Consider the following 24246-nt stretch of genomic DNA (forward strand, 5'->3'; position numbering starts at 1 on the left):
GCCCTCTCCCGCCTGCGGGGGAGGGTTGGGAGGGGGAAGGCCCAGGATTGAGAGCCGCCGCGCCATGCGGGGCGGTTCAAAGGGAACGATCGGGAAAACAGGCGCCGCGCCGCGCAACTTGAGGTAGGATGTCAGCCATGAGCCGCTTGCCCGCATTCGCCGAGATCGACTGGCGCGCACCGGACCTTGCGACGCCGTCGGACACCACCGCGCCCTGGGCCACCCCGGAAGGCATTGCGGTGAAGGCCCTGCACGGCCCCGCCGATGTGGAGGGGCTCTCCTTCATCGACACCTATCCCGGCGCCGCGCCTTTCCTGCGCGGCCCCTACCCCACCATGTACGTGAACCAGCCCTGGACCATCCGGCAATATGCCGGCTTCTCCACGGCGGAGGATTCCAACGCCTTCTACCGGCGCAACCTCGCCGCCGGCCAGAAGGGCCTGTCGGTGGCCTTCGATCTGGCCACCCATCGCGGCTATGACTCCGATCACCCCCGCGTCGCCGGCGACGTGGGCATGGCGGGCGTCGCCATCGATTCCATCTATGACATGCGCACCCTCTTCTCCGGCATCCCGCTGGACCAGATGAGCGTGTCCATGACCATGAACGGCGCGGTGCTGCCGATCCTAGCTTTGTTCATCGTGGCGGGCGAGGAGCAGGGCGTGCCCCACGCCAAGCTCTCGGGCACGATCCAGAACGACATTCTCAAAGAATTCATGGTGCGGAACACCTATATCTATCCGCCCGCACCGAGCATGCGCATCATTTCCGACATCTTCGGATATACGTCGAAGGAGATGCCGCGCTTCAACTCCATTTCCATTTCCGGCTACCACATGCAGGAAGCCGGGGCGACGCAGGATCTGGAACTGGCCTATACGCTGGCTGATGGCGTCGAATATGTGCGGGCCGGCGCCAAGGCCGGGCTCGACATCGACGTGTTCGCGCCGCGCCTCTCTTTCTTCTGGGCCATCGGCATGAATTTCTACATGGAGGTGGCCAAGCTCCGCGCCGCCCGCCTCCTGTGGACCAAGCTCATGAGCGACCTTGGCGCCAAGAGCCCGAAGTCCCTGCCCCTGCGGACCCATTCGCAGACCTCCGGCTGGAGCCTGACCGCGCAGGACGTGTTCAACAACGTCATGCGCACCGCCATCGAGGCCATGGCGGCGACCCAGGGCCACACCCAGTCGCTGCACACCAATGCGCTGGACGAGGCGCTGGCGCTGCCCACGGACTTCTCCGCCCGCATCGCCCGCAACACCCAGATCCTGCTCCAGCAGGAAAGCGGCACCACCCGGCAGATCGACCCCTGGGGCGGCTCCTTCTTCATCGAGCGCCTCACGACGGACCTCGCCGCCAAGGCCTGGGCGCACATTGAGGAAGTGGAAGCGCTGGGCGGCATGGCCAAGGCCATCGAGGCGGGCATCCCGAAGCTGCGCATCGAGGAAGCCGCCGCCACCACCCAAGCCCGCATCGATGGCGGCGCCCAGACGGTGGTGGGCGTCAACAAGTACAAGCCGGAGAGCGAGAAGCCCATCGACGTGCTGAAGGTGGACAATTCCGCCGTGCGCGCCGCCCAGATCGAGAAGCTCAACCGCCTGCGCGCCGAGCGCAATCCGGCCGAGGTGGAAGCCGCCCTCACCGCGCTGACCAATGGCGCCAGCCAGGGCGCCAACCTCCTGGAGCTGGCCGTCAACGCCGCCCGCGTGAAGGCGACGGTGGGCGAGATTTCCGATGCGCTGGAAAAGGTGTTCGGCCGCCATCGGGCCGAGATCCGCGCCATTTCCGGCGTCTATAAGCGGGAGGCGGGCGCCATGACCGATAAGGTGGCCAAGGTGCAGGCGCAGGTGGAAGCCTTCGAGCATGCGGAAGGCCGCCGGCCGCGCATTCTGGTCGCCAAGGTCGGCCAGGACGGTCACGACCGGGGCCAGAAGGTCATTGCCTCCGCCTTCGCGGATCTGGGGTTCGACGTGGATATCGGCCCGCTCTTCGCCACCCCCGAGGAAGCCGCCCGCCAGGCGGTGGAAAATGACGTGCACGTGGTGGGCATCTCCTCCCTCGCCGCCGGCCACCTCACCCTCGTTCCCGCGCTGAAGCAGGCGCTGGAGGCGGAGGGGCGCGGCGACATCATGGTGGTGGTGGGCGGCGTGGTGCCGCCGCAGGATTATGACGCCCTCAAAGCCGCCGGCGCCGAGGCCATCTTCCCGCCCGGCACCGTGATCGCAGATGCCGCGCGGGACCTGCTGGTCACCCTCTCCCAGCGGCTCGGCCATTCCCGCGAGGCGGCCGAATAGGCCGGCCATGCTCCGCCCCCTCGGCTCGACCCTGCGGGTGATCGCGCCCGCCCCGAACGTGCTCGCCTTCTATGACGGGCGCGTGCCGGGGGCGCGGTTGCATGCCGAGACGGAGAACTGGCTGGACGATGGCGCCTATGCGCTGGGCATCGCCTCCTATGCGGTGGTGGAGGACGGGGAAGCGATCGTCTACGACACCCACGTCTCGCTCACCCACGCCCGCCTCGTCCGGGACGAGTTGGAGCGGCGGGGCGTGCGCCACATCCGGGTGGTGCTGAGCCATTGGCATGATGACCATGTGGCGGGGAATGCGGTGTTCGCCGATTGCGAGATCATCGCCAATGCCGACACCGCCGCTCTCCTGAAGACCCACCAGGCCGCCATGGAGGCCGCCGATCCGCCCATCCGCCCGCTGGTGCATCCCACCACTCTGTTCGAGGGGACGCTGGACCTGACGGTGGGCGCGGTGCCGGTGCGGCTTCTGGCCTTTGACATTCACAGCCGGGACGGAACGGTGGCCCTGCTGCCGGGCGGGGTGCTGCTGGCCGGCGACACGCTGGAAGACCCAGTCACCTATGTGGACGAGCCGGCCCGCCTCGCCGTCCACCTTCGTGAGTTTGAGCGCCTTGCCGGCCTCGGCGTCCGCCGCATCCTGCCCAATCACGGATCATTCGCGCGCATCGCGGCCGGCGGCTATCCGCCGGATCTGATCGAGGCCACCCGCCTCTATGTGGAGGCGCTGGCCGCCCTCGCTCCGGGCGCGCCGGGCACGGAGTCGCAGAAAGCAGCGCGCGCTGCCTTGCCGCTTCAGGATTTCGCGGCGGAGGCCTTCGCCACCGGCGCCATCGATCCCTTCGCCCCCTATGAGGCGGTGCACCGGCGCAATGTGGAGCGGGTGCGGGTGGAGGGATAAAGCCTCAGCCCGGCGCGCCTTCCTTCAGCAGCTTCCAGGTGATGGAATCGATCAGCGCCTCGAAGGAGGCGTCGATGATGTTGGGGGAGACGCCCACCGTGGTCCAGCGGTCGCCGGTCTCGTCCGTGCTCTCGATCAGCACGCGGGTGATGGCTTCCGTGCCGCCATTGAGGATGCGCACCCGATAATCGGTGAGGCGCAGGCCGGCGATGAAGGGCTGGTACTTGCCCAGATCCTTGCGCAGCGCCACGTCCAGCGCATTCACCGGGCCGTTGCCCTCGGCGGCGGAGATGAGGACGTCGCCATCCACCTCCACCTTCACGATGGCCTCGGCCACGGTCACCATCTCGCCGCGCGCATTGTAGCGGCGCTCCACGTTCACGCTGAAGCGCTCCACCGCGAAGAAGTCCGGCACCGTGCCCAGCATGCGCCGCGCGAGCAATGCGAAGGAGGCGTCCGCCGCCTCATAGGCATAGCCGAGCGACTCGCGCTGCTTCACCTCGTCGAGCAGCCGCCCGAGGCGCGGGTCGGCCTTGTCCACGTCGACACCGAGCCGCTCCAGCTCGGAGACCACATTGGACTTGCCCGCCTGGTCGGACACCAGGACCTTGCGGCGATTGCCCACGAGGTCGGGCGCCACATGCTCGTAGGTGGCGGGGTCTTTCAGAATGGCGGAGGCGTGGATGCCCGCCTTGGTGGCAAAGGCGCTGTCGCCCACATAAGGCGCGTGGCGGTTGGGCGCCCGGTTGAGCATCTCGTCCAGCACATGGGAGACGCTGGAGAGATCCTGCAGACCCTCCTGCGTGACGCCGATCTCGAAGCGGTCGGCGAAGTCGGGCTTCAGCATCAAGGTGGGGATGAGGGAGCACAGATTGGCATTGCCGCAACGTTCGCCCAGGCCGTTCAGCGTGCCCTGGATCTGCCGGGCGCCGGCGCGCACGGCGGCGAGCGAATTGGCCACCGCCTGCTCGGTGTCGTTATGGGCGTGGATGCCCACATGGTCGCCCGGCACCACCTCGATCACGGCGCGGACGATCGCGTCCACCTCATGGGGCAAGGTGCCGCCATTGGTGTCGCACAGCACCACCCAGCGCGCCCCGGCCTCATAGGCGGTGCGGGCGCAGGCCAGCGCGAAGTCGCGCTTCTCCTTGAAACCATCGAAGAAATGCTCGCAATCCACCAGCACCTCGCGGCCGGCGGCGCGGGCGGCGGCGACGCTCTCGCGGATGGAGGCGAGGTTCTCTTCCTCGGTGGTCTCCAGCGCCACCCGCACCTGATAGGCGGAAGCCTTGGCGACGAAGCAGATGGCATCGGCCTGAGCCGCCAGCAGCGCGGCGACGCCCGGATCATTGGCGGCCGAGCGGCCGGCCCGCTTGGTCATGCCGAAAGCGGTGACCTTCGCCCGCGCGGGGCGCTTCTCGGAGAACAGGCTGGTGTCGAGCGGATTGGCGCCGGGATAGCCGGCCTCCACATAGTCGATGCCCAGCCGGTCCAGGAGGCTCATCACCTTGAGCTTGTCCGCGAGGGTGAAGTCGACCCCATTGGTCTGCGCGCCGTCGCGCAGCGTGGTGTCGAACAGATAGAGGCGTTCCTTGGTGGGCATTTTCTATCTCTTGTGCTCAGTGCCCATTCTCGGGGCGGGCGCCCGTTTTCTTTCCGCCCGAGGGCGTGCAGCGGCCACCCGTTTCCGGTGTGTTCACCCTTGCGTCCTGGCGGGCGGCAGGTCCTTGCTGAGCGTGGTATTGGCCAGCCACACATCGCCCAGCGGCACGGAATTGCGGCGCAGGGCCACATAGCCGCGATGCTGGAAGAAGCCGAGGGCCGTGTCGCTGGCGTCAACGGTCAGAGCTTTCGCGCCGCGGGCTTGCGCCAGGCGTTCCAGCGCGTCGCACAGAAGGCGCGCGAGGCCGGTCTCCACCATTTCCGGGTCCACATAGAGCATGTCGATATGGGTGTTGTCCTTGAGCGTGGCAAAGCCCATGGGGTCGCCGTCCACCACGGCCACCAGGGTCAGGCCGGCGGCGAGGCGGGCGGCGAAGGCCTCTTCGTCATCGGCCTTTGCGGCCCAGGCCTCCTGCTGATCGTCGTCATAATCTTCCTCGGTCAGTTCCATGATGGCCGAGCGGAAGATGATGGCGAGGCGCGGCGCGTCCTCCGGCAGATAGGGCCGAAGACCGGCGGCGGTGTTGGAATTGGCATCCTTCATGGCGCAACCTCCCAGCTGGTGGTGCCGTCCTTATTGTCCATCAGGACCACGCCCTGTACCGCGAGCAGTTCGCGGATCTGGTCAGCGCGGGCGAAGTCGCGGGCCTTGCGGGCGGCCAGGCGTTCCGCGATGAGGCGGCCCACCGCCTCCGCATCCACAGTCACCTTGTCGCGCTTGCGGGCGAGCCATTCGGTCTGCGTCTCCTGGAGCAGGCCCAGCAGGTTGGCGGCGCCCTTGAAGCGGCGCTTCAAGGCGGTGGAGGTTTCCACATCCTCGGCGATGTCGGCGAGGTGGTGGAGATGGGCGATGGCGGACGGCGTGTTGAGGTCGTCACCCATCCGGTCCGCGATCTCGCTCTCGAACGGATTGCCCTCCCCCACTTCCGCCGGCTCGTCGCCGACGATGCGGTACCACTTGTCCAGCGTCTTGGCGGCAAAGCCGATGCCCTGGCGGGTCCAGTTGATGGGCTGGCGATAATGGGTGGACAGCATGGCAAAGCGCAGAGCCTCGCCCGGCCAGTCCGCCAGCAATTCGCGAATGGTGACGAAGTTGCCGAGCGACTTCGACATCTTCTCGCCTTCCAGCATCAGGAAGCCGTTATGCATCCACACCCGGGCCATGACGCCGGTGTCGAAGGCGCAGCGCGACTGGGCGATCTCATTCTCATGGTGCGGGAAGACGAGGTCGATGCCGCCGCCATGGATGTCGAAGGTCTCGCCCAGGTGCTTCCAGGACATGGCCGAGCATTCGATGTGCCAGCCGGGACGGCCGGGGGTGGCGATGCCGGAGGGCGAGGGCCAGCCGGGCACGCCCTCATCGGAGGGCTTCCAGAGCACGAAGTCCATGGGGTCGTGCTTGTAGGGCGCCACATCCACCCGCGCGCCGGCGATCATCTCGTCCAGGGGCCGGCGGGAGAGGCGGCCATAATCGGGCATGGAGGGCACGTTGAAGAGAACGTGGTCCTGCTCCACATAGGCATGGCCCGCCGCCACCAAGCGTTCGATGAGCACCCGCATCTCGGCGATATGTTCGGTGGCGCGCGGCTCGACCGTTGGCCGCAGGCAGCCCAGTTCCGCCGTATCCTCGCGAAACCAGCGATAGGTCTCCTCGGTCAGATCGCGGATGGTGATGCCGCGCTCGGCCGCGCGGGCGTTGATCTTGTCGTCCACGTCCGTGATGTTGCGCACATAGATCACCCGCGCCTCGCCATAGAGGCGGCGCAGCAGACGAAACAGCACGTCGAACACGATCACCGGCCGGGCATTGCCGATGTGGGCGTGGTCGTAGACGGTGGGGCCGCAGACATACATGCGCACCCGCTCGGGATCGAGCGGACGGAAGGGATCCTTGGACCGGCTGAGCGTATTGTAGAGCCGCAGCTCCATGTCACCTTCACTCCCTCAGAGGCATGCGCCCCGGCCCGTGTGCGGCCGTGGATCATGGATGCCCGACCTGCCGGCCGTGGCGTCCGTTTCTCCTCGAGGGGGTCAGCAAGGGACGGCCGCGGCCAGCGTGTTTGGCTAACCGCAAATAATCGACAGCACAGCGCGCAGGCGCACGAATGCCGGTATGTTGGACGTCCCGTTCATGGCCGCGGACAATGGGATCGGAACGATCAGGCGTCAAGCCATTTCCAACGGCAAAGCCCGCGTCCCCGGTGATCCCCCGCATGCCAGCGGAACCTTGGGTCCGCTTGACCTTCTTATGGTCACAAGTCTATCCCATGACGGTCGCCATGGTTAACCCGCGCGAATCGGCACCCGCCTGACGGCGCCCCTCGGGGCGCGAACGGGCCTAAAGAGGTCGCAACGCAAATACATGACGAAAACCAGCCTCATCCTCGCTGCCCTTGTCACGCTGGCCAGCGGAGCGGCACACGCGGAAACGCGCATCTTCCTGATCGAAAATTCCGATGCCTATGGCATCGACCGCTGCCTCGCCGATGGCGAGCCGTGCGGGGAGCGCCTCGCCACCGCGTGGTGCCGCACCCATGATTACAATCGCGCGCTCGATTACGGGCGGGTGGCCTCGGCGAGCCCCATCACCCCCGTGGCCAATCCCCACACCTCCCACGCCACTTGCACCGGGCCGCTCTGTCCGGGTGTCGTGACCATCACCTGCACCCGCTAACATCTGCACCCGCTGACATCTGCACCCGCTGACATCTGCGCGGCTGCCGGCACGAAGGACCGGGGCGCGCCAGGCGTTCGCCCGGCGCGCTCAGGCCTTGGCCTATTTGAGGAAGTCGGCGCAGCGCGGCACATCGCCGGAGACGCCCCACGGCATGATGGGGACGGTGGAGGTGGAGTTTTTCGGGCTGCCGTCCACCAGCTTGTCCGAATAGACGAGATAGACGAGCACATTGCGCTTGGCATCGCAGCCCCGCACAATCTGCATGCGCTTGAAGAAAAGCGACCGGCTCTGGCGGAACACCACGTCGCCCTGCTCGAACTTCTCCTTGATGACGATGGGACCCGTCTGGCGGCAGGCCAGCGAAATGTCCGAGACCTGCTCGGCCACCCCCACCATGCCGGAAAGGCCGCCCTTCTCGGGCACCGTATAGTGGCAGGAGACACCCGAAACCACCGGGTCATCAATGCCATAGACCGCCAGCTTGTCGTCGGGGGTCAGGAATTTCCAGACCGTCGACTTGCGGAAGATCAGGTCCGGCTCCTCGGCGGCGGCCGCTCCCGTCAGGTGTCCACCGGCCAAGAGGCAGATCGTCGCCGCGGCAAGGCCGCGCAGCCACAGTTTCATAAGGCTCCACCCATTCCCGCACCCGAGGCTCGTGCCCGGCCGTGCCCATCACATATGGGTGCACCACCGCCCGGACGGAAGGCGGGAATTGACGCGCCGTGCGCCGCGTGACACCTGTGCCGGCAACAAGATCAAGACGCCCGGAGACCTCAATGAGCACCACCCGCCGCCGCTTCCTCGGCGCTTCCGCCACCGCCTTGGCTTCCAGTGCCGTCGCCATGCCCGCCCTGGCCCAGAGCCAGCCGGAAATCAAATGGCGCCTGACCTCGTCCTTCCCGCGCGTGCTCGACACCATCTACGGCACCGCGCAGATGCTCTCCAAATATGTGGCGGACGCGACCGACGGGAAGTTCCAGATCCAGACCTTCCCGGCTGGCGAGCTGGTGCCCGGCCTGCAGGCGCTGGATGCGGTGTCGTCGGGCACCGTGGAATGTGCCCAGACCGCCACCTATTTCTATATCGGCAAGGACCCGACGCTGGCGTTCGGCACCGGCGTGCCCTTCGGCTTCAATTCGCGCCAGCAGCATTCCTGGTGGTTCTTCGGCGGTGGCGAGCAGATCATCAACGGCGTGCTCGCCAAGATGAATGCCTATTCCATCCCCATGGGCAATTCCGGCACCCAGATGGGCGGCTTCTTCCGCAAGGAGCTGAACTCGGTGGAAGATCTGAAGGGCCTGAAATTCCGCATCGGCGGCATTGGCGGGCAGGTGCTGGCCAAGCTCGGCGTGGTGCCGCAGCAGATCGCCCCCGGCGACGTCTATCCCGCGCTGGAGCGCGGCACGCTGGATGCCGCCGAGTTCGTCGGCCCCTATGACGACGAGAAGCTCGGCCTCGTGAAGGTGGCGAAGTACTACTACTATCCCGGCTGGTGGGAAGGCGGCGCCATGCTGCACCTGGCCATCAACCAGGAGCAGTGGAACAAGCTGCCCAAGCACTACCAGGCCATCCTCTCCAATGCCTGCGAGGCTGCCAACAACTGGATGCTGGCCAAGTACGACATGGTGAATCCGCCGGCCCTGCGCCGTCTGGTGCAGCAGGGGTGCGAACTGCGGGCCTTCCCCCAGTCCATCATGGAAGCCGGCTACAAGGCCTCGTTCGAGCTCTATAACGAGATCGCGGCCACCAATCCGAACTTCAAGAAGGCGCTGGACAGCATGAATGCCATCCGGGCCGAGCAGCTCGTGTGGTGGCAGATCGGCGAGTATTCCTACGACAGCTTCAACATCCGCATGCGCGGCAAGAGCTGACGGACGGCGGTGACCAAAGGGCGCCGCGGGACATTGAAAACCACACTTTGGTCACCATTGGCCCCCGCCAATGAGGCTATAAGTGCACGACCATGAGGCCGACCGCCTCCGCGCGCCGCAAGGCCCCTCCGGGACCTGCGGCGCAGGGGCGGTCGTCCTGTTCCGGGGGGGGGCGACGCCGTCCGCTTCGGAGGATGAGGCACAGTGATCGGGCAGTCCGGATTGAGAATGACATCGCTTCGCTTGTTGGGCCTTGGTGCCGCGCTCCTGGCGCTTCCCGCTTTGCTTCCCTCCCCGGCGGCCGCCCAGACGGCCCAGGGGCCGGCGACGCCGGTTCAGTTGGCGCAGGGCTATCCGGCCGGCTACCAGGGTCAATCCGGGGCCACCGCCCAGGCCGCCGGTCCCAACTGCATGCAGCTTGAAGGCGCCCTCGCCTCGCTCGACCGGCCCGATCCCGCCACTGACGCGCGCCTCCAGCAGGCGGCGAAGATGCGGGCGGACCTCGCCCAGCTCAATGCCGACGCCAAGGCCATGAATTGCGACGCGCCGCGCGGCTTCTTCATCTTCCAGGGCCCGCCCCGCCCCGCCCAGTGCGACGCCATCGACGACCAGATCTCGCGCCTGCGCGCCAATCTGGCCAGCATCGAGCGCAGCGCGGGCGGCGGGGATCGCGAGGGGCAGCGCCGTCAGATCATCATGGCGCTGGCGCAGAACAATTGCGGCCCGCAATACCGCGCCGCGGCCCAAGCCATGGCGCAGCCGCAGCGCCAGCAGCAGCGGCCCCGCAACTTCTTCGAGGCCCTGTTCGGCGGCGGCCAGGGGCAGGAAGATTCGGAAACCGCGCCCGGCCTGGACGTGGCGCCCATGGACCTGCCGAAGTCCTCCACCTATCGCACGGTCTGCGTGCGCACCTGCGACGGCTTCTACTTCCCCATCTCCTACGCCACCGTGCCGGCGCGCTTTGCCACCGATGACGCCCTGTGCCGCCGCCTCTGCCCGGCCACCGAGGCGCAGCTCTTCACCTATCGCAATCCCGGCGAGGACATCCAGCAGGCGACCTCCATCACCGGCAAACCCTATATGTCGCTGCCGACCGCCCTGCTCTACCGCAAGCAGTTCAACCCCTCCTGCTCCTGCCGCGCCGCCGGCCAGTCGTGGGCGCAGGCGCTGGCAGGGCTGGAGGATTCCACCACCTTGCAGAAGGGCGACATCCTCGTGACCGAGGAGCAGGCCAAGGAAATGTCCCAGCCCCGGCCGGTGGGCGACCCGAACGCCAAGGGCAAGACTGCCACCTCGCGCACGGCCTCTCCCGCACCCGCGGCCGCGCCAGCCAGCGCTGCGGCCACCGCGCCGCTGGATCCGGCCCCCTCCACGGCCTCCGCTCCCCTCGCGCCCGCCTCCGAACAGCCGGGCCAGCGCCCGGTGCGCGTCATCGGCACCCCGCGTTCCACCAATGCCACCGGAACAAACTAACGAGCCCTCGGGCACGGTTCGGTGGGCTTTGCTGCATTCCATATGTCGTTGTAATGGAAGACTGATTTCAAGATCCGGCCGGTCCGGCCTCCTCTTGAGCATTTCCGAGCGAAGTGGGAACCGGTTCGCGTGAAGGAAATGCGTGAAAACAAAGAGATAGAGCGTCTCAGTGTTTCCATGAAACCCTGAGACGCTCTCGGGCGAGGTTCGGTCTTCGTCCGGCTGCTGACGCGGCGCTTGGGCGAGAACGGGAGTTTGGCCGGGACAGCTCGTGCGGCCAAACTCACAAGGAAGCGCGTCGAGGCTGCTATGTCCTTCGAGACAAACCACGTCATCGGGAGTGACGCGGGACCCTCGTCACTCCGCCTCGTCGAAGGCGGAACGTGCGCGCTTGATGGCCTCGTGGCTGCGATTGGCCCATTGGACAAGCGCGCCCAGCGGCTCAAGGATCGTGGCGCCGAGGGGCGTCAGGCGATACTCGACGCTCGGTGGCTTGGTGGGGAACACCGCGCGGGAGATTAGGCCATCGCGCTCCAGATCGCGCAGGGTTTGCGTCAGCATCCGCTTGGAAATGTCCGGAATGGCGCGCTGTATGGCGCTGAAGCGGTGCGGATCGGTCGCAAGCGTGCGCAGGACCAGGGTCGACCATTTATCCCCAATGCGATCAAGCACATCCCTCACCGGGCATTGTGTCGCTGAAGGCCGGTAGGGTCCTCTTGCGGTGAAGAAGCGCGTCGTTGCGTCGTCCAATGCCGGGGTGGTTACTTCCACATCACCTTGTCCCAAAATCCTGCCTCCTTCACGGCACCGACGGTCTCATTTAGTTACCTTGTGAGAGTGTTGATCTGCAAGGAAGGATATGACCGTGAGCGACGCGCCCAAACTCTTCGTCACAGGCGCCACTGGCCAACTGGGAAGGCTGGTCATTGATGCGCTCCTGGAGACGGTGCCCGCCCAGGCCATTGTGGCCGGGGTGCGCCAACCGGCCAGCGAGGCCGCGGCGGCGCTCCGCGAAAAGGGCGTGGAGACGCGGGTCGCCGACTATGCGCGGCCCGAGACGCTGGCCAGCGCGCTTGCGGGCATAGACCGGCTTCTCCTCATTTCCGGAAACGAGATCGGGCAGCGCCCACAGCAGCACCGCAACGTCATCGCCGCGGCGAAGGCGGCGGGCGTCGGCTTGATCGCCTACACCAGCATCCTCCACGCGGACACCTCCCCACTGTTCCTCGCCAAAGAGCATCGGGACACCGAGGCCGACCTGGCTCAGTCCGGCGTGCCCTTCGTGCTGCTGCGGAACGGCTGGTATACGGAGGTCTACACGCTGCGGATACCGCCGGCCCTTAAGTCTGGGACATTGCTGGGCGCGTCTGAAGAAGGACGCATTTCATCTGCAGCGCGCGCCGATTATGCCAGGGCGGCTGCGACGGTCCTGGCGGGTGATGGCCATGCGGGCCGCATCTACGAACTGGCGGGCGATCAATCTTTCACGCTGGCGGAGTTCGCCCTCGCTGTCGCGGAAGCCTCCGGGGTGCCGATCGTCTACAAGAACGTTTCCCAAGACGATCTTCGCGTGGCAGCCGCAGCGGCCGGGGTGCCGGAAGTGTTCGCCATGGCGATGGCGGACACTGATGCGGGTGTGGCGAAGGGGGCTCTGTTTGAGAACGGTCGCCATCTGAGCCGGTTGATCGGACGGCCGACCACCCCCTTCCGTGACACCGTCAGGGAACAGGTCCAATCCTTGTCTAAACCCCGCATCTAGTCTGGCTTCGTGCCCCGTAAGCGTCCGCTCCGGCGACGTTTGGCGGAGCCACTTCGGGGCCCACTCCTGCCTGCTCTCCACGCCATCGCCGTGACCTTCAGAGAGAGGAAGTCATCGAGGCAGTGACGCTGGTCTCCACGTCAGGCCAAATGAAAGGGCCGCATCCGTTCCCGGATGCGGCCCTTTTGATTCGCGGCGCGCCGCGCCAACGTCACTTCAGCACGTCGATGAACACCGGCGGGCGATCGATGCTGAAGGACTTCACCGCCTTGGCGTCCAGGTCCGCCTTGGTCAGGTCCAGCACCTGGGTCTGGCTGTTGCCATAGGTGCGCAGGTAATAGCGCTTGGCTTTGAGGTCCGCGACCGAGGTCCATTCCGTGGTCTCGATCGCCGAGATGCCACCGCCCGCCGCGGCGCTCGCGGAGGTGCGGATAATGCCCGGCGGAATGTCGAAATTGTTGAGGATGTGGAAGGCGGTGTCCACCGCTTCCGCGCTGGTCTTCTGCTCCGGCGCCGCGCGCCAGTACAGAAAGGCGCGGATGAAGCGGGACGGCGAGGACATGTCTCCCGGCAGTCCCGCCGCGCCCGCGCCGGTGCTGACGGGGGCTATGGTGAGCGCGCCGAGCTTCAGCGGATCAGGATTGAAGGGGGACAGGCCCAGGTAATTGCCGAGGCTGGTGACGTGCCAGTCGAAGGTCGGCGCATTGGTGAGGATGGTGGTGGGGTTGTCGTGCATGTGCAGGACCCCTCCCGTGTATTCGATCACCAGACTGGCGCCGCCAGCATCATGCAAGGTGATGTGCATGGGGGTTGCCATCTTCAGCTGGGCCAGGATGGCCCGGTTGACCTTGATCTTGGGCAGCCCCTCCTTCACTTCGGCCACCGTCGCGAAGCTGGTGAGGAGATAGGTGAGCAGTTCGTGGGCGGCGATGGAGGTGCGCGCCTCGGCCGCCGGAACATCCTGGTAAAGGGCAAGGCCCGGCAGGTAGAGCATGCCGCCCACAAGGCCCGCCTCGTTCATGCCATCCGCCAGCACCGGCAGGCCGAAGGCATTGGCGCCCACGGTGCCGTATTTCACCGTCCAGGGCAGGCCGGTTCCCACCTGCCCGTCGGGGCCGGTGCCGGTAAAGGCGAACTGGCGGGGCACCACGATCAGCTGCGATTGCAGGGGGAGGCCGAACTCAAGGGTGCGGCCGTAGGTGTAGCCGCCGTCGGCGGACTTCAGGAGAAAGGACGTGCAGGCCTGTGCCTGCTGGAGAGGCAGCAAAGTGGCAGCGACGACCGCAATCGTGGCAGCCATTCGTCCCGCAAACCGCGTCATCATCGAGGCACCTCCCATGCGCGCTCTGTCGGCGCGAAGCGCCACCTTAGCGAAATCCAGCGCCGGGCACAGGCAGGCCGCGCGCAGAGAAGACGGACGTCGGCGCCTCCGGCATGCGCGCCATCCCGGCCGGCGAAGTTGAGCGCATGGAGGAATGCTTCTTGCTTGACCAAAGGTGAGCGGGGCGCGGAAAGACGGCGCATTGCACGCCCGTCCGGCCGGTGAGAGGGTCGGGCGTGGAGACATCGCAAAGGGAAGGGGCACGGTCTTGGTGCGCGCCGGACGGCGGACGGCACACCGGGCCAGGGGGATAGATGGACCTGAACACGGTCAAGGACATCAGCCGGCCCACGCGCCGGGTGGATCTGGACGATTTCCGGCTGGGGGATGCCTGGCTCGCGGGGGGGACGTGGCTTTTCTCCGAGCCGCAGCCCATGGTGACGCGGCTGGTGGATCTCTCCGGCCTCGGCTGGGGCGGCCCGCGCCTCACCGAGGACGGCCTCGACATTCCCGCCACCGCGACGATCTCAGCCCTCGGCAGCTTTGCCGCCGGCGCGCCCTGGCCGGCCGCGCCCCTGTTCGGCCAGTGTTGCGCCGCCCTGCTCGCCTCCTTCAAGATCTGGACCATGGCGACCGTGGGCGGCAATCTGTGCATGGCGCTGCCCGCGGGCGCCATGATCTCGCTCACCGCCGCTCTTGATGCCCGCTGCCTCATCTGGAGCCCGGGCGGCGGCGAGCGCGAGGTGGCGGTGATGGATTTCGTGCGCGGTCCGCTCCAGACGGCGCTCATGCCCGGCGAAATCTTGCGCGCCATCCGCGTGCCCCGCGCCATGCTGGCCCGCCGCACCGCCATGCGGAAGATCTCGCTCAGTCGCCTGGGCCGCTCAGCCGCCCTGGTGGTGGGCACGCAGGCCCCGCTTTCGCAGGCCCTGGAATTGACCATCAGCGCCTCCACGCCCCGGCCCGTGCGGCTCTCCTTCGCGGATTTTCCCGATGCCGAGACGCTGCGCACCCGTCTGGACGGGCTCCTGCCGCCCGGGGCTTTCTTCGATGATATTCACGGCCGGCCCGACTGGCGGCGGCACGTGACCGGCCTTCTGGCCGAAGAGGTGCGGGCCGAGCTGGCGGAGGGAATGCGGCCATGAGCCCCCCTCCCCTTCACCTGACCGTCAACGGCCAGCCGATTGAGGCCACGCCCCGGCCCGGCCAATGCCTGCGCACCCTTCTTCGCGATCTCGGCTGCTTCGGTGTGAAGAAGGGCTGCGATGCCGGAGATTGCGGCGCCTGCACCGTGCATGTGGATGGCGCCCCCGTGCACAGCTGCCTCTTCCCCGCCTTTCGGGCAGAGGCGCGCGAGATCACCACCATCGAGGGCTTGGCAGGGCCCGAGGGCCTCCATCCCATGCAGCGCCGCTTCCTGGAGGCTCCGGGCTTCCAGTGCGGCTTCTGCACCGCTGGCATGGTGATGACCGCCGCCAGCCTCGACCAGGCCCAGCTCCAGGACCTGCCTGCTGCGCTGAAGGGAAATATCTGCCGCTGCACTGGCTATCGGGCCATCGCCGATGCGGTGCGCGGGACCTGCCATGTGGAAGCCGCGCCCGCCGGCGGCGCCGCGGGGATCAGCCTCGGCGCGCCCGCAGGGCTGGACGTGGTGACCGGACGCGCGCCCTTCACCATGGACTTCACCTTGCCGGGTCTGGCGCACCTGAAAATCCTGCGCGCGCCCCACGCCCATGCGCGGATCGTGTCCATCGACACGGCGCAGGCGGCCGAGTTACCCGGCGTGATCGCCATTCTCACCCATCGCGACGCGCCGCCGGTGCACTTCTCCAGCGCCCGGCACGAACTGATGGCGGACGACCCCGCCGACACGCGCATCCTGGACGATGTGGTGCGCTTCGCCGGCCAGCGGGTGGCGGCGGTGGTGGCGGAAAGCGAGGCGGCGGCGGAGGAGGCCTGCCGTCGCATCACGGTCACCTATGAGGTGCTGCCCGCCGTGTTCGACCCGGAGGAGGCCATGCAGCCAGGCGCCCCCCAGGTGCATGACAAGACGACCGCCTCCAGCGGCGCCCGGGACCCCCGGCGGAACCTGGTGGCGGAGATCCAGGGCGAGGTGGGCTGCGTGGAAGACGGCTTCGCCCAAGCCGACGTGGTCCACGAGGGCACCTATTCCAGCCAGCGCATCCAGCATGTGCATCTGGAAACCCATGGCGCCATCGGCTTCCTGGACGAGGGCGGCCGGCTCGTGGTGCGCTCGAGCACCCAGACCCCCTTCCTCACCCGCGATGCCCTATGCGCCGTGTTCGACCTGCCGAAGGAAAAGGTGCGCGTGCTCAGCGCGCGCGTGGGCGGCGGGTTCGGCGGCAAGCAGGAAATGCTCACCGAGGACATCGTCGCGCTCGCCGTGCTCAAGACCGGGCGGCCGGTGAAATATGAGGTCACCCGGCCGGAGCAGTTCGCCGCCACCACCACGCGCCACCCCATGACCATCCGCGCCAAGGTGGGCGCCACGGCGGATGGGCGCCTCACCGCCATTTCGCTGCGGGTGGTGTCCAATACGGGGGCCTATGGCAATCACGGGCCCGGCGTCCTCTTCCACGGCTGCAATGAGAGCCTGATCCTCTATCGCTGCCCCAACAAGAAGGTGGAGGGCTATGCGGTCTACACCCACACCCCGCCAAGCGGCGCCTTCCGGGGCTATGGGCTGAGCCAGACCCTGTTTGCCGTCGAATGCGCCATGGACGAACTGGCGCGGGCGCTGGGGATGGACCCCTTCGCCTTCCGCCGGCTCAATGCCATTCGTCCGGGCGACCCCATGGTGACGCATACCGACCATCCCCACGATGTGGAATATGGCAGCTACGGTCTCGACCAATGCCTCGATCTGGTGGAGGGGCGCCTTGCGGAGGCCCGTGCCCTGCCCACGCCGGGACCGGACTGGCTGGTGGGGGAAGGCATGGCGGCCGCCCTCATCGACACCATTCCCCCCCGGGGCCATTATTCCCACGTGCGCGTCACGCTTACGCCGGACGGCACGTATGAGCTGAAGGTGGGCACGGCGGAGTTCGGCAACGGCACCTCCACGGTCCATGTGCAGATCGCCGCCACCGTGCTCGCCGCGCCCGCCCACGCCGTGCGCCTGGTCCAGTCCGACACGGATCTTGTCCCCCACGATACCGGGGCCTTTGGAAGCACGGGCATCGTGGTGGCGGGCCTCGCCACGGAGCGGGCGGCGCGCGCCTTGGCCGAGCGCATCCGCGCCTTCGCCGCCGGGGCCTGGGCCACGCCCATCGACCAGTGCCGCCTGGAGGGGGAAGGCATTGCCGCTGGGTCGACCCGCCTGTCCTTGCGCGAGGTGGCCGAGGCAGCCCTGGCTGCGGGCCTGGTCCTGGAGGCTGAGGGGCGCGCCGATGGGTCCCCCCGGTCGGTGGCCTTCAATGTGCAGGGCTTCCGCATCGCCGTGCATCGGGAGACGGGCGAGATCCGCATCCTGAAAAGCGTCCAGGCCGCCGATGCGGGCGTGGTGCTCAATCCAGCCCAATGTCGCGGGCAAGTGGAAGGTGGCATCGCCCAGGCGCTGGGCGCCGCCTTGTTCGAGGAGGTGGTCCTCGACCCCGAGACCGGGGCCGTGAGCAATCCCACCTTGCGCACCTATCGCGTGCCGGCGTTCGCCGACGTGCCACCCACCGAAGTGCTGTTCGCCGAGACGTTCGACCGATTGGGTCCCCTCGGCGCGAAATCCATGAGTGAGAGCCCCTTCAACCCAGTGGCCCCCGCCCTCGCAAACGCCTTGCGCGATGCCACCGGCATCCGGTTCCCGGCGACGCCATTCGCGCCGGATCGGATTTACGGCGCCATCGCAGAACGCCACAGCTGCCGCCCCACCCTTCACCTGCCGCCCGTGCGCTGAGGCCGGCGGCAGGGGGGCGGGAATCAGCCGCGCGTTGCCCGTTGCCGCACCGCACCGGGCTTTCGCGCCAAGTCGCGGCATCGGACGCCAATCGGGAAAGCGCAGGTTCTGCGCGGCTTTGCGCTGCTCTGCCCTTCCGGTAGGCGGCAACCGCAAAAAGCCAGCACATGACAAGGAACCGCCGCATCGGTACCGTAACGCTCGGATGCTGCCGAGCGAGGACGGAATGCTGGACAGCATTGTGCCTCGGGTTCCGCACGGAGAGATGACGATGGTTGAGACGACCACGCCGAAGACCAAGGCGAAGCCGAAGGCGCAAGCCCCGCTCGCCCCCGCGGTCCACTGCACGGACCAGGCACCCACCACCTTCTTCGAGACGGTGGGCGCCTTCTCGCACAGCCACGGTGTCTACACGCTGATGCTCACCACAGGCTTTCCCGTCCCCATGGCGGACGGCACGGTGCAGCATCAGAACAAGGTGGTCTCCTACGTGAAGGGCAATCGCGCCGCCCTCCTGTCCATGCGCGAGGCCATCGACAAGGCGCTGCTGGCCGGCGTCCCCACGGCGGGCCAGGCTCCCTCCTGAGCCCGCGGCCGACCTGCCCCAGCCGGGACAGGGCGTTCAGGCCGGGCTGGGCGCACCACCTTCGGCGGCCGCCACCGGACCGGGCAGGCGAATTTCAGCCTCGCCCACGGCGACAGGCCGGCCCCGCACCCGTGCGGTGAGGTCCGCGCGGATGTGGCGCCAGGGGCCGTCATCGCGCACCTCCAGGACTTTGCCCTCCACACGCACGGTGTCGCCCGGCCGCACCGGGGCCACGAAGCGGGCCGTGAGGCTGCGCACGAAGCCCGCCGGGCCGGCGGCATCGCTGGCGACCCGGCCCATGAAGGCCATGGTGAGCATGCCGTGGGCGATGATGCCGCCGAGCCCCGCCGCCTCGGCGAAGGGCTTGTCATAATGGATGCGGCTGTAATCCTCCGAGGCGCCGGCATAGCGCACCAATTGCTCGGTGGTGACGGGTGCTGTCTTCAGGACGAACACATGGCCCACGGGCCAGGCGCGGGGATCGATGCTCATGCGGACAGCCCCAGCTCCTGGAGCGAGCGATAGATGGTGGTGCGGGCGCACGTGACCACCCTTTGGCCGGCCTCGTCATCCACGCGCACCTCCTGCCGCATGACCTCAAGAGGTCCCTTGCTGCCGCGCCGCTCCTCGAGGCCGGCAAAGGCGAAACGGCAGACCAGTCGCATGCCTGCCACCACCGGGCGTTCGTAGGTGAAGGTCACCGCGCCCGCGAGGATCCGACGCCGGTCCAGGGCGGCGAGCCAGGGCGCCTCATGGGGCGGGCGAAAGGTGATGGGAAAGGTGGGGGGCGCGAGAATGTCGCCATACCCCTGCGCCCGTGCCACATCGGGATCATGGAACAACGGATTGGTGTCGCCGATGGCGCGGGCGAACTTGCGCACCGCGCCCCGCTCCACCTCCACGATGAATGGCTCCATCTGCATGCCGATGAGGGAGCGGTCGATCTCGCTCATGCCCGGCATCAGCCCTTCAGCGCCGCATAGGCGGCGGGATCGAAGCCCACCAGGAGACGTCCGCGCGCTTCCAGCACCGGCCGCTTGATGAGGCTCGGATGGGCCAGCATGAGAGCGACGGCCTTGCCTTCGTCCAGGTCCGCCCGCTCCGCCTCGGGCAGCTTGCGGAAGGTGGTGCCGGCCTTGTTCACCAGCTTTTCCCAGCCCACCTGGGCCATCCAGGCCTGAAGCTTGTCCCGTGAGATGCCCGCCGTTTTGTAGTCATGGAAGGCATAGGCCACGCCCGCCCCGTCCAGGGCGGTCCGGGCCTTCTTCATGGTGTCGCAGTTCTTGATGCCGTAGATCGTGACGTCCGACGCCATGTCCGCCTCTCCATGCCAAGTGCGCCGGTCTCGGTCATCCCCGCCGCGGGGTCAAGGCGGCAGCACCGCCGTCCCCATTCCCATATGCGCCGGCCAAAGAAAAAGGCCGCCCCGAAGGGCGGCCTTGATCCGTTTGTCACACCCGGGCGCAGGCCCGATGGCTCACTCCGCCGCGTCGAGCGGACCTTCCACCATCGGCTGCCCACCTTCGGACTGCTCGCGGGTGGCGACGATGAGGTCGTCGCGGGAGTTCGCCACCACGCGCAGACGGTTCATCTGGGCGCCGGTGCCGGCCGGGATGAGGCGGCCGACGATGACGTTCTCCTTGAGGCCTTCCAGCGGGTCCACCTTGCCGTTAACAGCCGCTTCCGTGAGGACGCGGGTGGTCTCCTGGAACGAGGCCGCCGAGAAGAAGGAGCGGGTCTGGAGGCTCGCCTTCGTGATGCCGAGGAGCACGGGATGGCCGGTCGCGGGCTTCTTGCCCTCTTCCGCCGCCTTCTCGTTGGCCTCGACGAACTCGATGCGATCCACCTGCTCGCCATCCAGGAAGTCGGTCTCGCCCGCGTCGTCGATCTCCACCTTCTGGAGCATGTTGCGGACGATGACTTCGATGTGCTTGTCGTTGATGTTCACGCCCTGGAGCCGGTAGACCTCCTGGATCTCGTTGACGAGGAAGGCGGCGAGCTCTTCCACGCCCTTGATCGCCAGGATGTCGTGCGGCGCCGGGTTGCCGTCCACCAGGAAGTCGCCCTTCTCCACCACGTCGCCGTCCTGGAGATGGATGTGCTTGCCCTTCGGGATCAGGTACTCCACCGCATCCCCGCCGTCAGACGGCTCGATGGTGAGGCGGCGCTTGTTCTTGTAGTCGCGGCCGAAGCGGACCGTGCCGGAGACTTCCGCGATGATGGCGGCATCCTTCGGACGACGGGCCTCGAACAGCTCCGCCACGCGCGGCAGACCGCCCGTGATGTCGCGGGTCTTGGCGCTTTCCATGGGCACGCGGGCCACCACGTCGCCGGCCTTGATGCTCTGGCCGGGGTCCACCGAGATGATGGCTTCCACGGGCAGGGCGTAGCGGGCGTCACCGCCGCGGGCCAGCTTGATGACCTTGCCGTCGCCACCCTTGATGAGGATGGCGGGGCGCAGGTCGGCGCCGCGCACGGCACGGGTGTCCGTGACCACGCGCTTGGCGATGCCGGTGGCCTCGTCGATGGCCTCGTTCATGGACTGGCCTTCGACCAGATCCTCGAAGCCCACGGTGCCGTCCACCTCGGTGAGGATGGGACGGGTGTAGGGGTCCCACTCGGCGATGCGCTGGCCGCGCTTCACCGTGTCGCCCTCGTCCACCTTCAGGCGCGAACCATACTGGACGCGGTTCACCGCGCGCTCGGTGCCGTCATGGTCGACGATCACCACCGCGAGGTTGCGGCCCATCACGATGAGGTCGCCGTCCGAGTTCCGCGCCACATTGCGGTTGCGGATGCGGATGGTGCCCTCGAAGTTGCTCTCCACAAAGGACGAGTCCGCCAGCTGGGCGGCGCCGCCGATGTGGAAGGTGCGCATGGTGAGCTGGGTGCCCGGCTCGCCGATGGACTGCGCCGCGATGACGCCGACCGCCTCGCCCATGTTGACGGGCGTGCCGCGGGCCAGATCGCGCCCGTAGCAGGTGCCGCACACGCCGTTGCGGGTCTCACAGGTCAGCACCGACCGGATCTTGATTTCCTGGATGCCAGACTTGTTGATCCGATCGATATGCGGCTCCTCGATCATGTGGCCCTTGGCCACGATGATGGCGCCGGTGGCCGGCTCGACCACGTCTTCCACGGCGGTACGGCCGAGGACGCGCGAGGCGAGCGAAGCCACCACCTGTCCGCTGTCGATGATGGCGCGCATGTGGATGCCATTCGTCGAGCCGCAATCGCGCTCGGTGATGATGGAATCCTGCGCCACGTCGACGAGACGACGGGTGAGATAGCCCGAGTTGGCCGTCTTCAGAGCGGTGTCGGCAAGGCCCTTACGCGCGCCGTGGGTGGAGTTGAAGTACTCCATCACGGTCAGGCCTTCCTTGAAGTTCGAGATGATCGGGCTCTCGATGATCTCGCCCGACGGCTTGGCCATGAGGCCGCGCATGCCGGCAAGCTGCTTCATCTGCGCGGGCGACCCACGCGCTCCGGAGTGGGACATCATGTAGATCGAGTTGATCTGCTTGTCCCGACCGGTCTTCGGGTCCTTCTTGACCGAAGAGATTTCCTTCATCATCTCGTCGGCGATGCGATCGGTGCACTTGCCCCAGGCATCGACGACCTTGTTGTACTTCTCGCCCTGGGTGATCAGGCCGTCATTATACTGCTGCTCGTACTCCTTGGTGAGAGCACGGGTCTCTTCCACCAGGTCCCACTTCTTCTTCGGCACGACCATGTCGTCCTTGCCGAAGGAAATGCCGGCCCGGAAGGCGTTGTAGAAGCCCAGCGCCATGATGCGGTCGCAGAAGATCACGCTCTCCTTCTGACCGCAGTGACGGTACACCGCGTCGATCATGTTGGAGATTTCCTTCTTCGTCATCAGCTTGTTGACGACGTCGAAGGGCACCTTCGGGTGCTTGGGCAGCAGCTCGCCGATCTTCATGCGGCCGGGCGTGGTCTCGTAGATCTTGGAGACCTTGTTGCCGTCCGCATCCACGCCGATGTAGCGGCCGCGGATCTTGGTGGCGAGCGTGATGGACTTGGCCGCCAGCGCGTGGTCGATCTCGCCCATGTCCGCGAACGCCATGCCCTCGCCGGGCTCGTTGTCGCGCATGATGGAGAGATAATAGAGACCCAGCACGATGTCCTGCGAGGGCACGATGATGGGCGCGCCGTTCGCCGGGTGCAGGATGTTGTTGGTGGACATCATGAGCACGCGGGCCTCAAGCTGGGCTTCCAGCGAGAGGGGAACGTGCACGGCCATCTGGTCGCCGTCGAAGTCCGCGTTGAAGGCCGAGCAGACCAGCGGGTGAAGCTGGATCGCCTTGCCCTCGATCAGCACAGGCTCGAAAGCCTGGATGCCCAAGCGGTGCAGCGTCGGGGCGCGGTTGAGCATCACGGGATGCTCGCGGATGACTTCGTCCAGGATGTCCCAAACCTCGGGACGCTCCTTCTCCACCAGCTTCTTGGCCTGCTTGACGGTGGCCGAATGGCCCTTGGCGTCGAGGCGGGCATAGATGAAGGGCTTGAACAGCTCGAGCGCCATCTTCTTCGGCAGGCCGCACTGGTGCAGCTTGAGCTCGGGACCCACCACGATCACCGAGCGGCCGGAATAGTCGACGCGCTTGCCGAGCAGGTTCTGGCGGAACCGGCCCTGCTTGCCCTTCAGCATGTCGGCGAGCGACTTCAGCGGGCGCTTGTTGGCACCCGTGATGACGCGGCCGCGGCGGCCGTTGTCGAACAGCGCATCCACCGCTTCCTGAAGCATGCGCTTCTCGTTGCGGATGATGATGTCCGGCGCGCGCAGCTCAATGAGTCGCTTCAGGCGGTTGTTGCGGTTGATGACGCGGCGATAGAGATCGTTCAGGTCCGAGGTGGCGAACCGGCCGCCGTCCAGCGGGACGAGCGGGCGCAGGTCCGGCGGGATCACCGGGACATGGGTGAGGATCATCCATTCCGGCTTGTTGCCGGAGAGCTGGAAGGCCTCCACGATCTTCAGGCGCTTGGCGAGCTTCTTGGGCTTCAGCTCGGTGGTGGCCTCGGCGATCTCCACCCGCAGGTCGGCGGCGATCTTTTCCAGGTCCATGGAGCGCAGCAGCTCGCGGATGGCTTCGGCGCCGATCATGGCGGTGAAGCTGTCCTCGCCATACTCGTCCTGGGCGCGCAGATAGTCGTCCTCGGACAGAAGCTGGCGATACTTGAGGGGGGTCAGGCCCGGCTCAAGCACCACGAAATATTCGAAGTAAAGGATGCGCTCCAGGTCCTTGAGGGTCATGTCGAGCAGCAGGCCAATGCGGCTCGGCAGGGACTTCAGGAACCAGATATGGGCGACGGGCGCGGCCAGTTCGATATGGCCCATGCGCTCGCGGCGCACGCGCGAGAGGGTGACCTCGACGCCGCACTTCTCGCAGATGATGCCCTTGTACTTCATGCGCTTGTACTTGCCGCACAAGCACTCATAGTCCTTGATGGGCCCGAAGATGCGTGCGCAGAACAGGCCGTCGCGCTCGGGCTTGAAGGTCCGGTAGTTGATGGTCTCAGGCTTCTTGATCTCGCCATAGGACCAGGAGGCGATCTTCTCGGGGCTCGCGATCGAGATCTTGATCTGATCAAAGGTCGGAGCCGGGGTCGCCGGATTGAAGAGATTCATCACCTCTTGATTCATCGCCGTCTCCTTCGGCTCGGCCGGGTGGTCCCCTCATGCCGCCTGAGGGGGACCGGCCGGAAAATTCGTGTCACATCGCGGCGGCGCAGGCTCGACGCCTGCGCCCTTGGATGAACGC

General features: G+C 67.0%; 19 protein-coding genes. 9 read left to right on the top strand and 10 right to left on the bottom strand.

The window, feature by feature from the left end:
• Positions 1–137 precede the first annotated feature (137 nt).
• The gene (gene scpA, locus ACT54L_RS06515; protein ID WP_476084732.1) at positions 138–2294 is read left to right on the top strand and encodes a methylmalonyl-CoA mutase; all 2157 of its coding nucleotides are present in this window, start codon (positions 138–140) and stop codon (positions 2292–2294) included.
• Between the two features lie 7 nt (positions 2295–2301).
• On the top strand, positions 2302–3207 hold the full coding sequence (locus ACT54L_RS06520; protein ID WP_476084733.1) for an MBL fold metallo-hydrolase: 906 nt from the start codon (positions 2302–2304) through the stop codon (positions 3205–3207).
• 4 nt (positions 3208–3211) lie between these two features.
• Here ACT54L_RS06520 and cimA read toward each other — a convergent pair whose 3' ends face one another.
• From cimA to cysS, 3 genes are all read right to left on the bottom strand, one after another.
• Positions 3212–4810: a citramalate synthase gene (gene cimA / locus ACT54L_RS06525; RefSeq protein ID WP_476084734.1), complete on the bottom strand. Its 1599-nt coding sequence runs from the start codon at positions 4808–4810 to the stop codon at positions 3212–3214.
• A gap of 93 nt (positions 4811–4903) precedes the next feature.
• Positions 4904–5413: a GNAT family N-acetyltransferase gene (locus ACT54L_RS06530; protein ID WP_476084735.1), complete on the bottom strand. Its 510-nt coding sequence runs from the start codon at positions 5411–5413 to the stop codon at positions 4904–4906.
• Positions 5410–6798, bottom strand: a complete 1389-nt coding sequence (gene cysS, locus ACT54L_RS06535; protein ID WP_476084736.1) for a cysteine--tRNA ligase — start codon at positions 6796–6798, stop codon at positions 5410–5412. Before cysS ends, ACT54L_RS06530 begins: the two co-directional genes overlap by 4 nt.
• A gap of 433 nt (positions 6799–7231) precedes the next feature.
• Between cysS and ACT54L_RS06540 the strand changes: the two genes are divergently transcribed.
• Positions 7232–7543: a hypothetical protein gene (locus ACT54L_RS06540; protein ID WP_476084737.1), complete on the top strand. Its 312-nt coding sequence runs from the start codon at positions 7232–7234 to the stop codon at positions 7541–7543.
• 102 nt (positions 7544–7645) lie between these two features.
• Here the strand turns inward: ACT54L_RS06540 and ACT54L_RS06545 are convergent, their stop codons facing one another.
• Positions 7646–8170, bottom strand: a complete 525-nt coding sequence (locus tag ACT54L_RS06545; RefSeq protein WP_476084738.1) for a CreA family protein — start codon at positions 8168–8170, stop codon at positions 7646–7648.
• A gap of 152 nt (positions 8171–8322) precedes the next feature.
• Between ACT54L_RS06545 and ACT54L_RS06550 the strand changes: the two genes are divergently transcribed.
• Together ACT54L_RS06550 and ACT54L_RS06555 are read left to right on the top strand one after the other, a co-directional pair.
• Positions 8323–9417, top strand: a complete 1095-nt coding sequence (locus ACT54L_RS06550; RefSeq protein WP_476084739.1) for a TRAP transporter substrate-binding protein — start codon at positions 8323–8325, stop codon at positions 9415–9417.
• A 228-nt stretch (positions 9418–9645) separates the two neighbouring features.
• The gene (locus ACT54L_RS06555; RefSeq protein WP_476084740.1) at positions 9646–10890 is read left to right on the top strand and encodes a DUF2865 domain-containing protein; all 1245 of its coding nucleotides are present in this window, start codon (positions 9646–9648) and stop codon (positions 10888–10890) included.
• Between the two features lie 357 nt (positions 10891–11247).
• Here ACT54L_RS06555 and ACT54L_RS06560 read toward each other — a convergent pair whose 3' ends face one another.
• Complete coding sequence (locus ACT54L_RS06560; protein WP_476084741.1) at positions 11248–11640, bottom strand: winged helix-turn-helix transcriptional regulator; 393 nt, start codon at positions 11638–11640, stop codon at positions 11248–11250.
• A gap of 109 nt (positions 11641–11749) precedes the next feature.
• On the opposite strand from ACT54L_RS06560, the gene ACT54L_RS06565 reads away from it, so the two are divergent.
• A complete protein-coding gene (locus ACT54L_RS06565) occupies positions 11750–12649 on the top strand; it encodes an SDR family oxidoreductase (protein WP_476084742.1) in 900 nt (299 codons plus the stop codon).
• A gap of 211 nt (positions 12650–12860) precedes the next feature.
• Here ACT54L_RS06565 and ACT54L_RS06570 read toward each other — a convergent pair whose 3' ends face one another.
• On the bottom strand, positions 12861–13949 hold the full coding sequence (locus ACT54L_RS06570; RefSeq protein WP_476084743.1) for a linear amide C-N hydrolase: 1089 nt from the start codon (positions 13947–13949) through the stop codon (positions 12861–12863).
• 335 nt (positions 13950–14284) lie between these two features.
• On the opposite strand from ACT54L_RS06570, the gene ACT54L_RS06575 reads away from it, so the two are divergent.
• From ACT54L_RS06575 to ACT54L_RS06585, 3 genes are all read left to right on the top strand, one after another.
• The gene (locus ACT54L_RS06575) at positions 14285–15115 is read left to right on the top strand and encodes an FAD binding domain-containing protein (RefSeq protein WP_476084744.1); all 831 of its coding nucleotides are present in this window, start codon (positions 14285–14287) and stop codon (positions 15113–15115) included.
• Positions 15112–17880, top strand: coding sequence for a molybdopterin-dependent oxidoreductase (locus ACT54L_RS06580; protein WP_476084745.1), 2769 nt, complete (start codon positions 15112–15114; stop codon positions 17878–17880). The genes ACT54L_RS06575 and ACT54L_RS06580 overlap by 4 nt, the downstream gene beginning before the upstream one ends.
• A 271-nt stretch (positions 17881–18151) precedes the next feature.
• Positions 18152–18466 (top strand): hypothetical protein, encoded by a 315-nt coding sequence (locus ACT54L_RS06585; protein WP_476084746.1) that lies wholly within the window; start codon positions 18152–18154, stop codon positions 18464–18466.
• Between the two features lie 36 nt (positions 18467–18502).
• On the opposite strand, the gene ACT54L_RS06590 is transcribed toward ACT54L_RS06585, so the two are convergent.
• The 4 genes from ACT54L_RS06590 to rpoC form a co-directional block, all read right to left on the bottom strand.
• On the bottom strand, positions 18503–18958 hold the full coding sequence (locus ACT54L_RS06590; protein WP_476084747.1) for a MaoC family dehydratase: 456 nt from the start codon (positions 18956–18958) through the stop codon (positions 18503–18505).
• Complete coding sequence (locus tag ACT54L_RS06595; RefSeq protein WP_476084748.1) at positions 18955–19419, bottom strand: FAS1-like dehydratase domain-containing protein; 465 nt, start codon at positions 19417–19419, stop codon at positions 18955–18957. Before ACT54L_RS06595 ends, ACT54L_RS06590 begins: the two co-directional genes overlap by 4 nt.
• An 8-nt stretch (positions 19420–19427) precedes the next feature.
• Positions 19428–19781 carry an ArsC family reductase gene (locus ACT54L_RS06600; RefSeq protein ID WP_476084749.1) on the bottom strand — a complete coding sequence of 118 codons (354 nt, stop codon included), beginning with the start codon at positions 19779–19781 and terminating at the stop codon, positions 19428–19430.
• Positions 19782–19943: 162 nt separating this feature from the next.
• Positions 19944–24128: a DNA-directed RNA polymerase subunit beta' gene (gene rpoC, locus ACT54L_RS06605; RefSeq protein ID WP_476084750.1), complete on the bottom strand. Its 4185-nt coding sequence runs from the start codon at positions 24126–24128 to the stop codon at positions 19944–19946.
• Between the last annotated feature and the right edge of the window lie 118 nt (positions 24129–24246).

Source organism: Aquabacter sp. DMC10, from assembly GCF_056314145.1.

Coding starts and splice junctions, on each gene's coding strand:
- ACT54L_RS06600 (WP_476084749.1), bottom strand. CDS start 19,781: ATGGCGTCGGACGTCACGATCTACGGCATCAAGAACTGCGACACCATG.
- ACT54L_RS06520 (WP_476084733.1), top strand. CDS start 2,302: ATGCTCCGCCCCCTCGGCTCGACCCTGCGGGTGATCGCGCCCGCCCCG.
- ACT54L_RS06555 (WP_476084740.1), top strand. CDS start 9,646: ATGACATCGCTTCGCTTGTTGGGCCTTGGTGCCGCGCTCCTGGCGCTT.
- ACT54L_RS06580 (WP_476084745.1), top strand. CDS start 15,112: ATGAGCCCCCCTCCCCTTCACCTGACCGTCAACGGCCAGCCGATTGAG.
- cimA (WP_476084734.1), bottom strand. CDS start 4,810: ATGCCCACCAAGGAACGCCTCTATCTGTTCGACACCACGCTGCGCGAC.
- ACT54L_RS06545 (WP_476084738.1), bottom strand. CDS start 8,170: ATGAAACTGTGGCTGCGCGGCCTTGCCGCGGCGACGATCTGCCTCTTG.
- ACT54L_RS06595 (WP_476084748.1), bottom strand. CDS start 19,419: ATGAGCGAGATCGACCGCTCCCTCATCGGCATGCAGATGGAGCCATTC.
- ACT54L_RS06530 (WP_476084735.1), bottom strand. CDS start 5,413: ATGAAGGATGCCAATTCCAACACCGCCGCCGGTCTTCGGCCCTATCTG.
- cysS (WP_476084736.1), bottom strand. CDS start 6,798: ATGGAGCTGCGGCTCTACAATACGCTCAGCCGGTCCAAGGATCCCTTC.
- ACT54L_RS06540 (WP_476084737.1), top strand. CDS start 7,232: ATGACGAAAACCAGCCTCATCCTCGCTGCCCTTGTCACGCTGGCCAGC.
- scpA (WP_476084732.1), top strand. CDS start 138: ATGAGCCGCTTGCCCGCATTCGCCGAGATCGACTGGCGCGCACCGGAC.
- ACT54L_RS06585 (WP_476084746.1), top strand. CDS start 18,152: ATGGTTGAGACGACCACGCCGAAGACCAAGGCGAAGCCGAAGGCGCAA.
- ACT54L_RS06575 (WP_476084744.1), top strand. CDS start 14,285: ATGGACCTGAACACGGTCAAGGACATCAGCCGGCCCACGCGCCGGGTG.
- ACT54L_RS06550 (WP_476084739.1), top strand. CDS start 8,323: ATGAGCACCACCCGCCGCCGCTTCCTCGGCGCTTCCGCCACCGCCTTG.
- ACT54L_RS06590 (WP_476084747.1), bottom strand. CDS start 18,958: ATGAGCATCGATCCCCGCGCCTGGCCCGTGGGCCATGTGTTCGTCCTG.
- ACT54L_RS06570 (WP_476084743.1), bottom strand. CDS start 13,949: ATGGCTGCCACGATTGCGGTCGTCGCTGCCACTTTGCTGCCTCTCCAG.
- rpoC (WP_476084750.1), bottom strand. CDS start 24,128: ATGAATCAAGAGGTGATGAATCTCTTCAATCCGGCGACCCCGGCTCCG.
- ACT54L_RS06565 (WP_476084742.1), top strand. CDS start 11,750: ATGACCGTGAGCGACGCGCCCAAACTCTTCGTCACAGGCGCCACTGGC.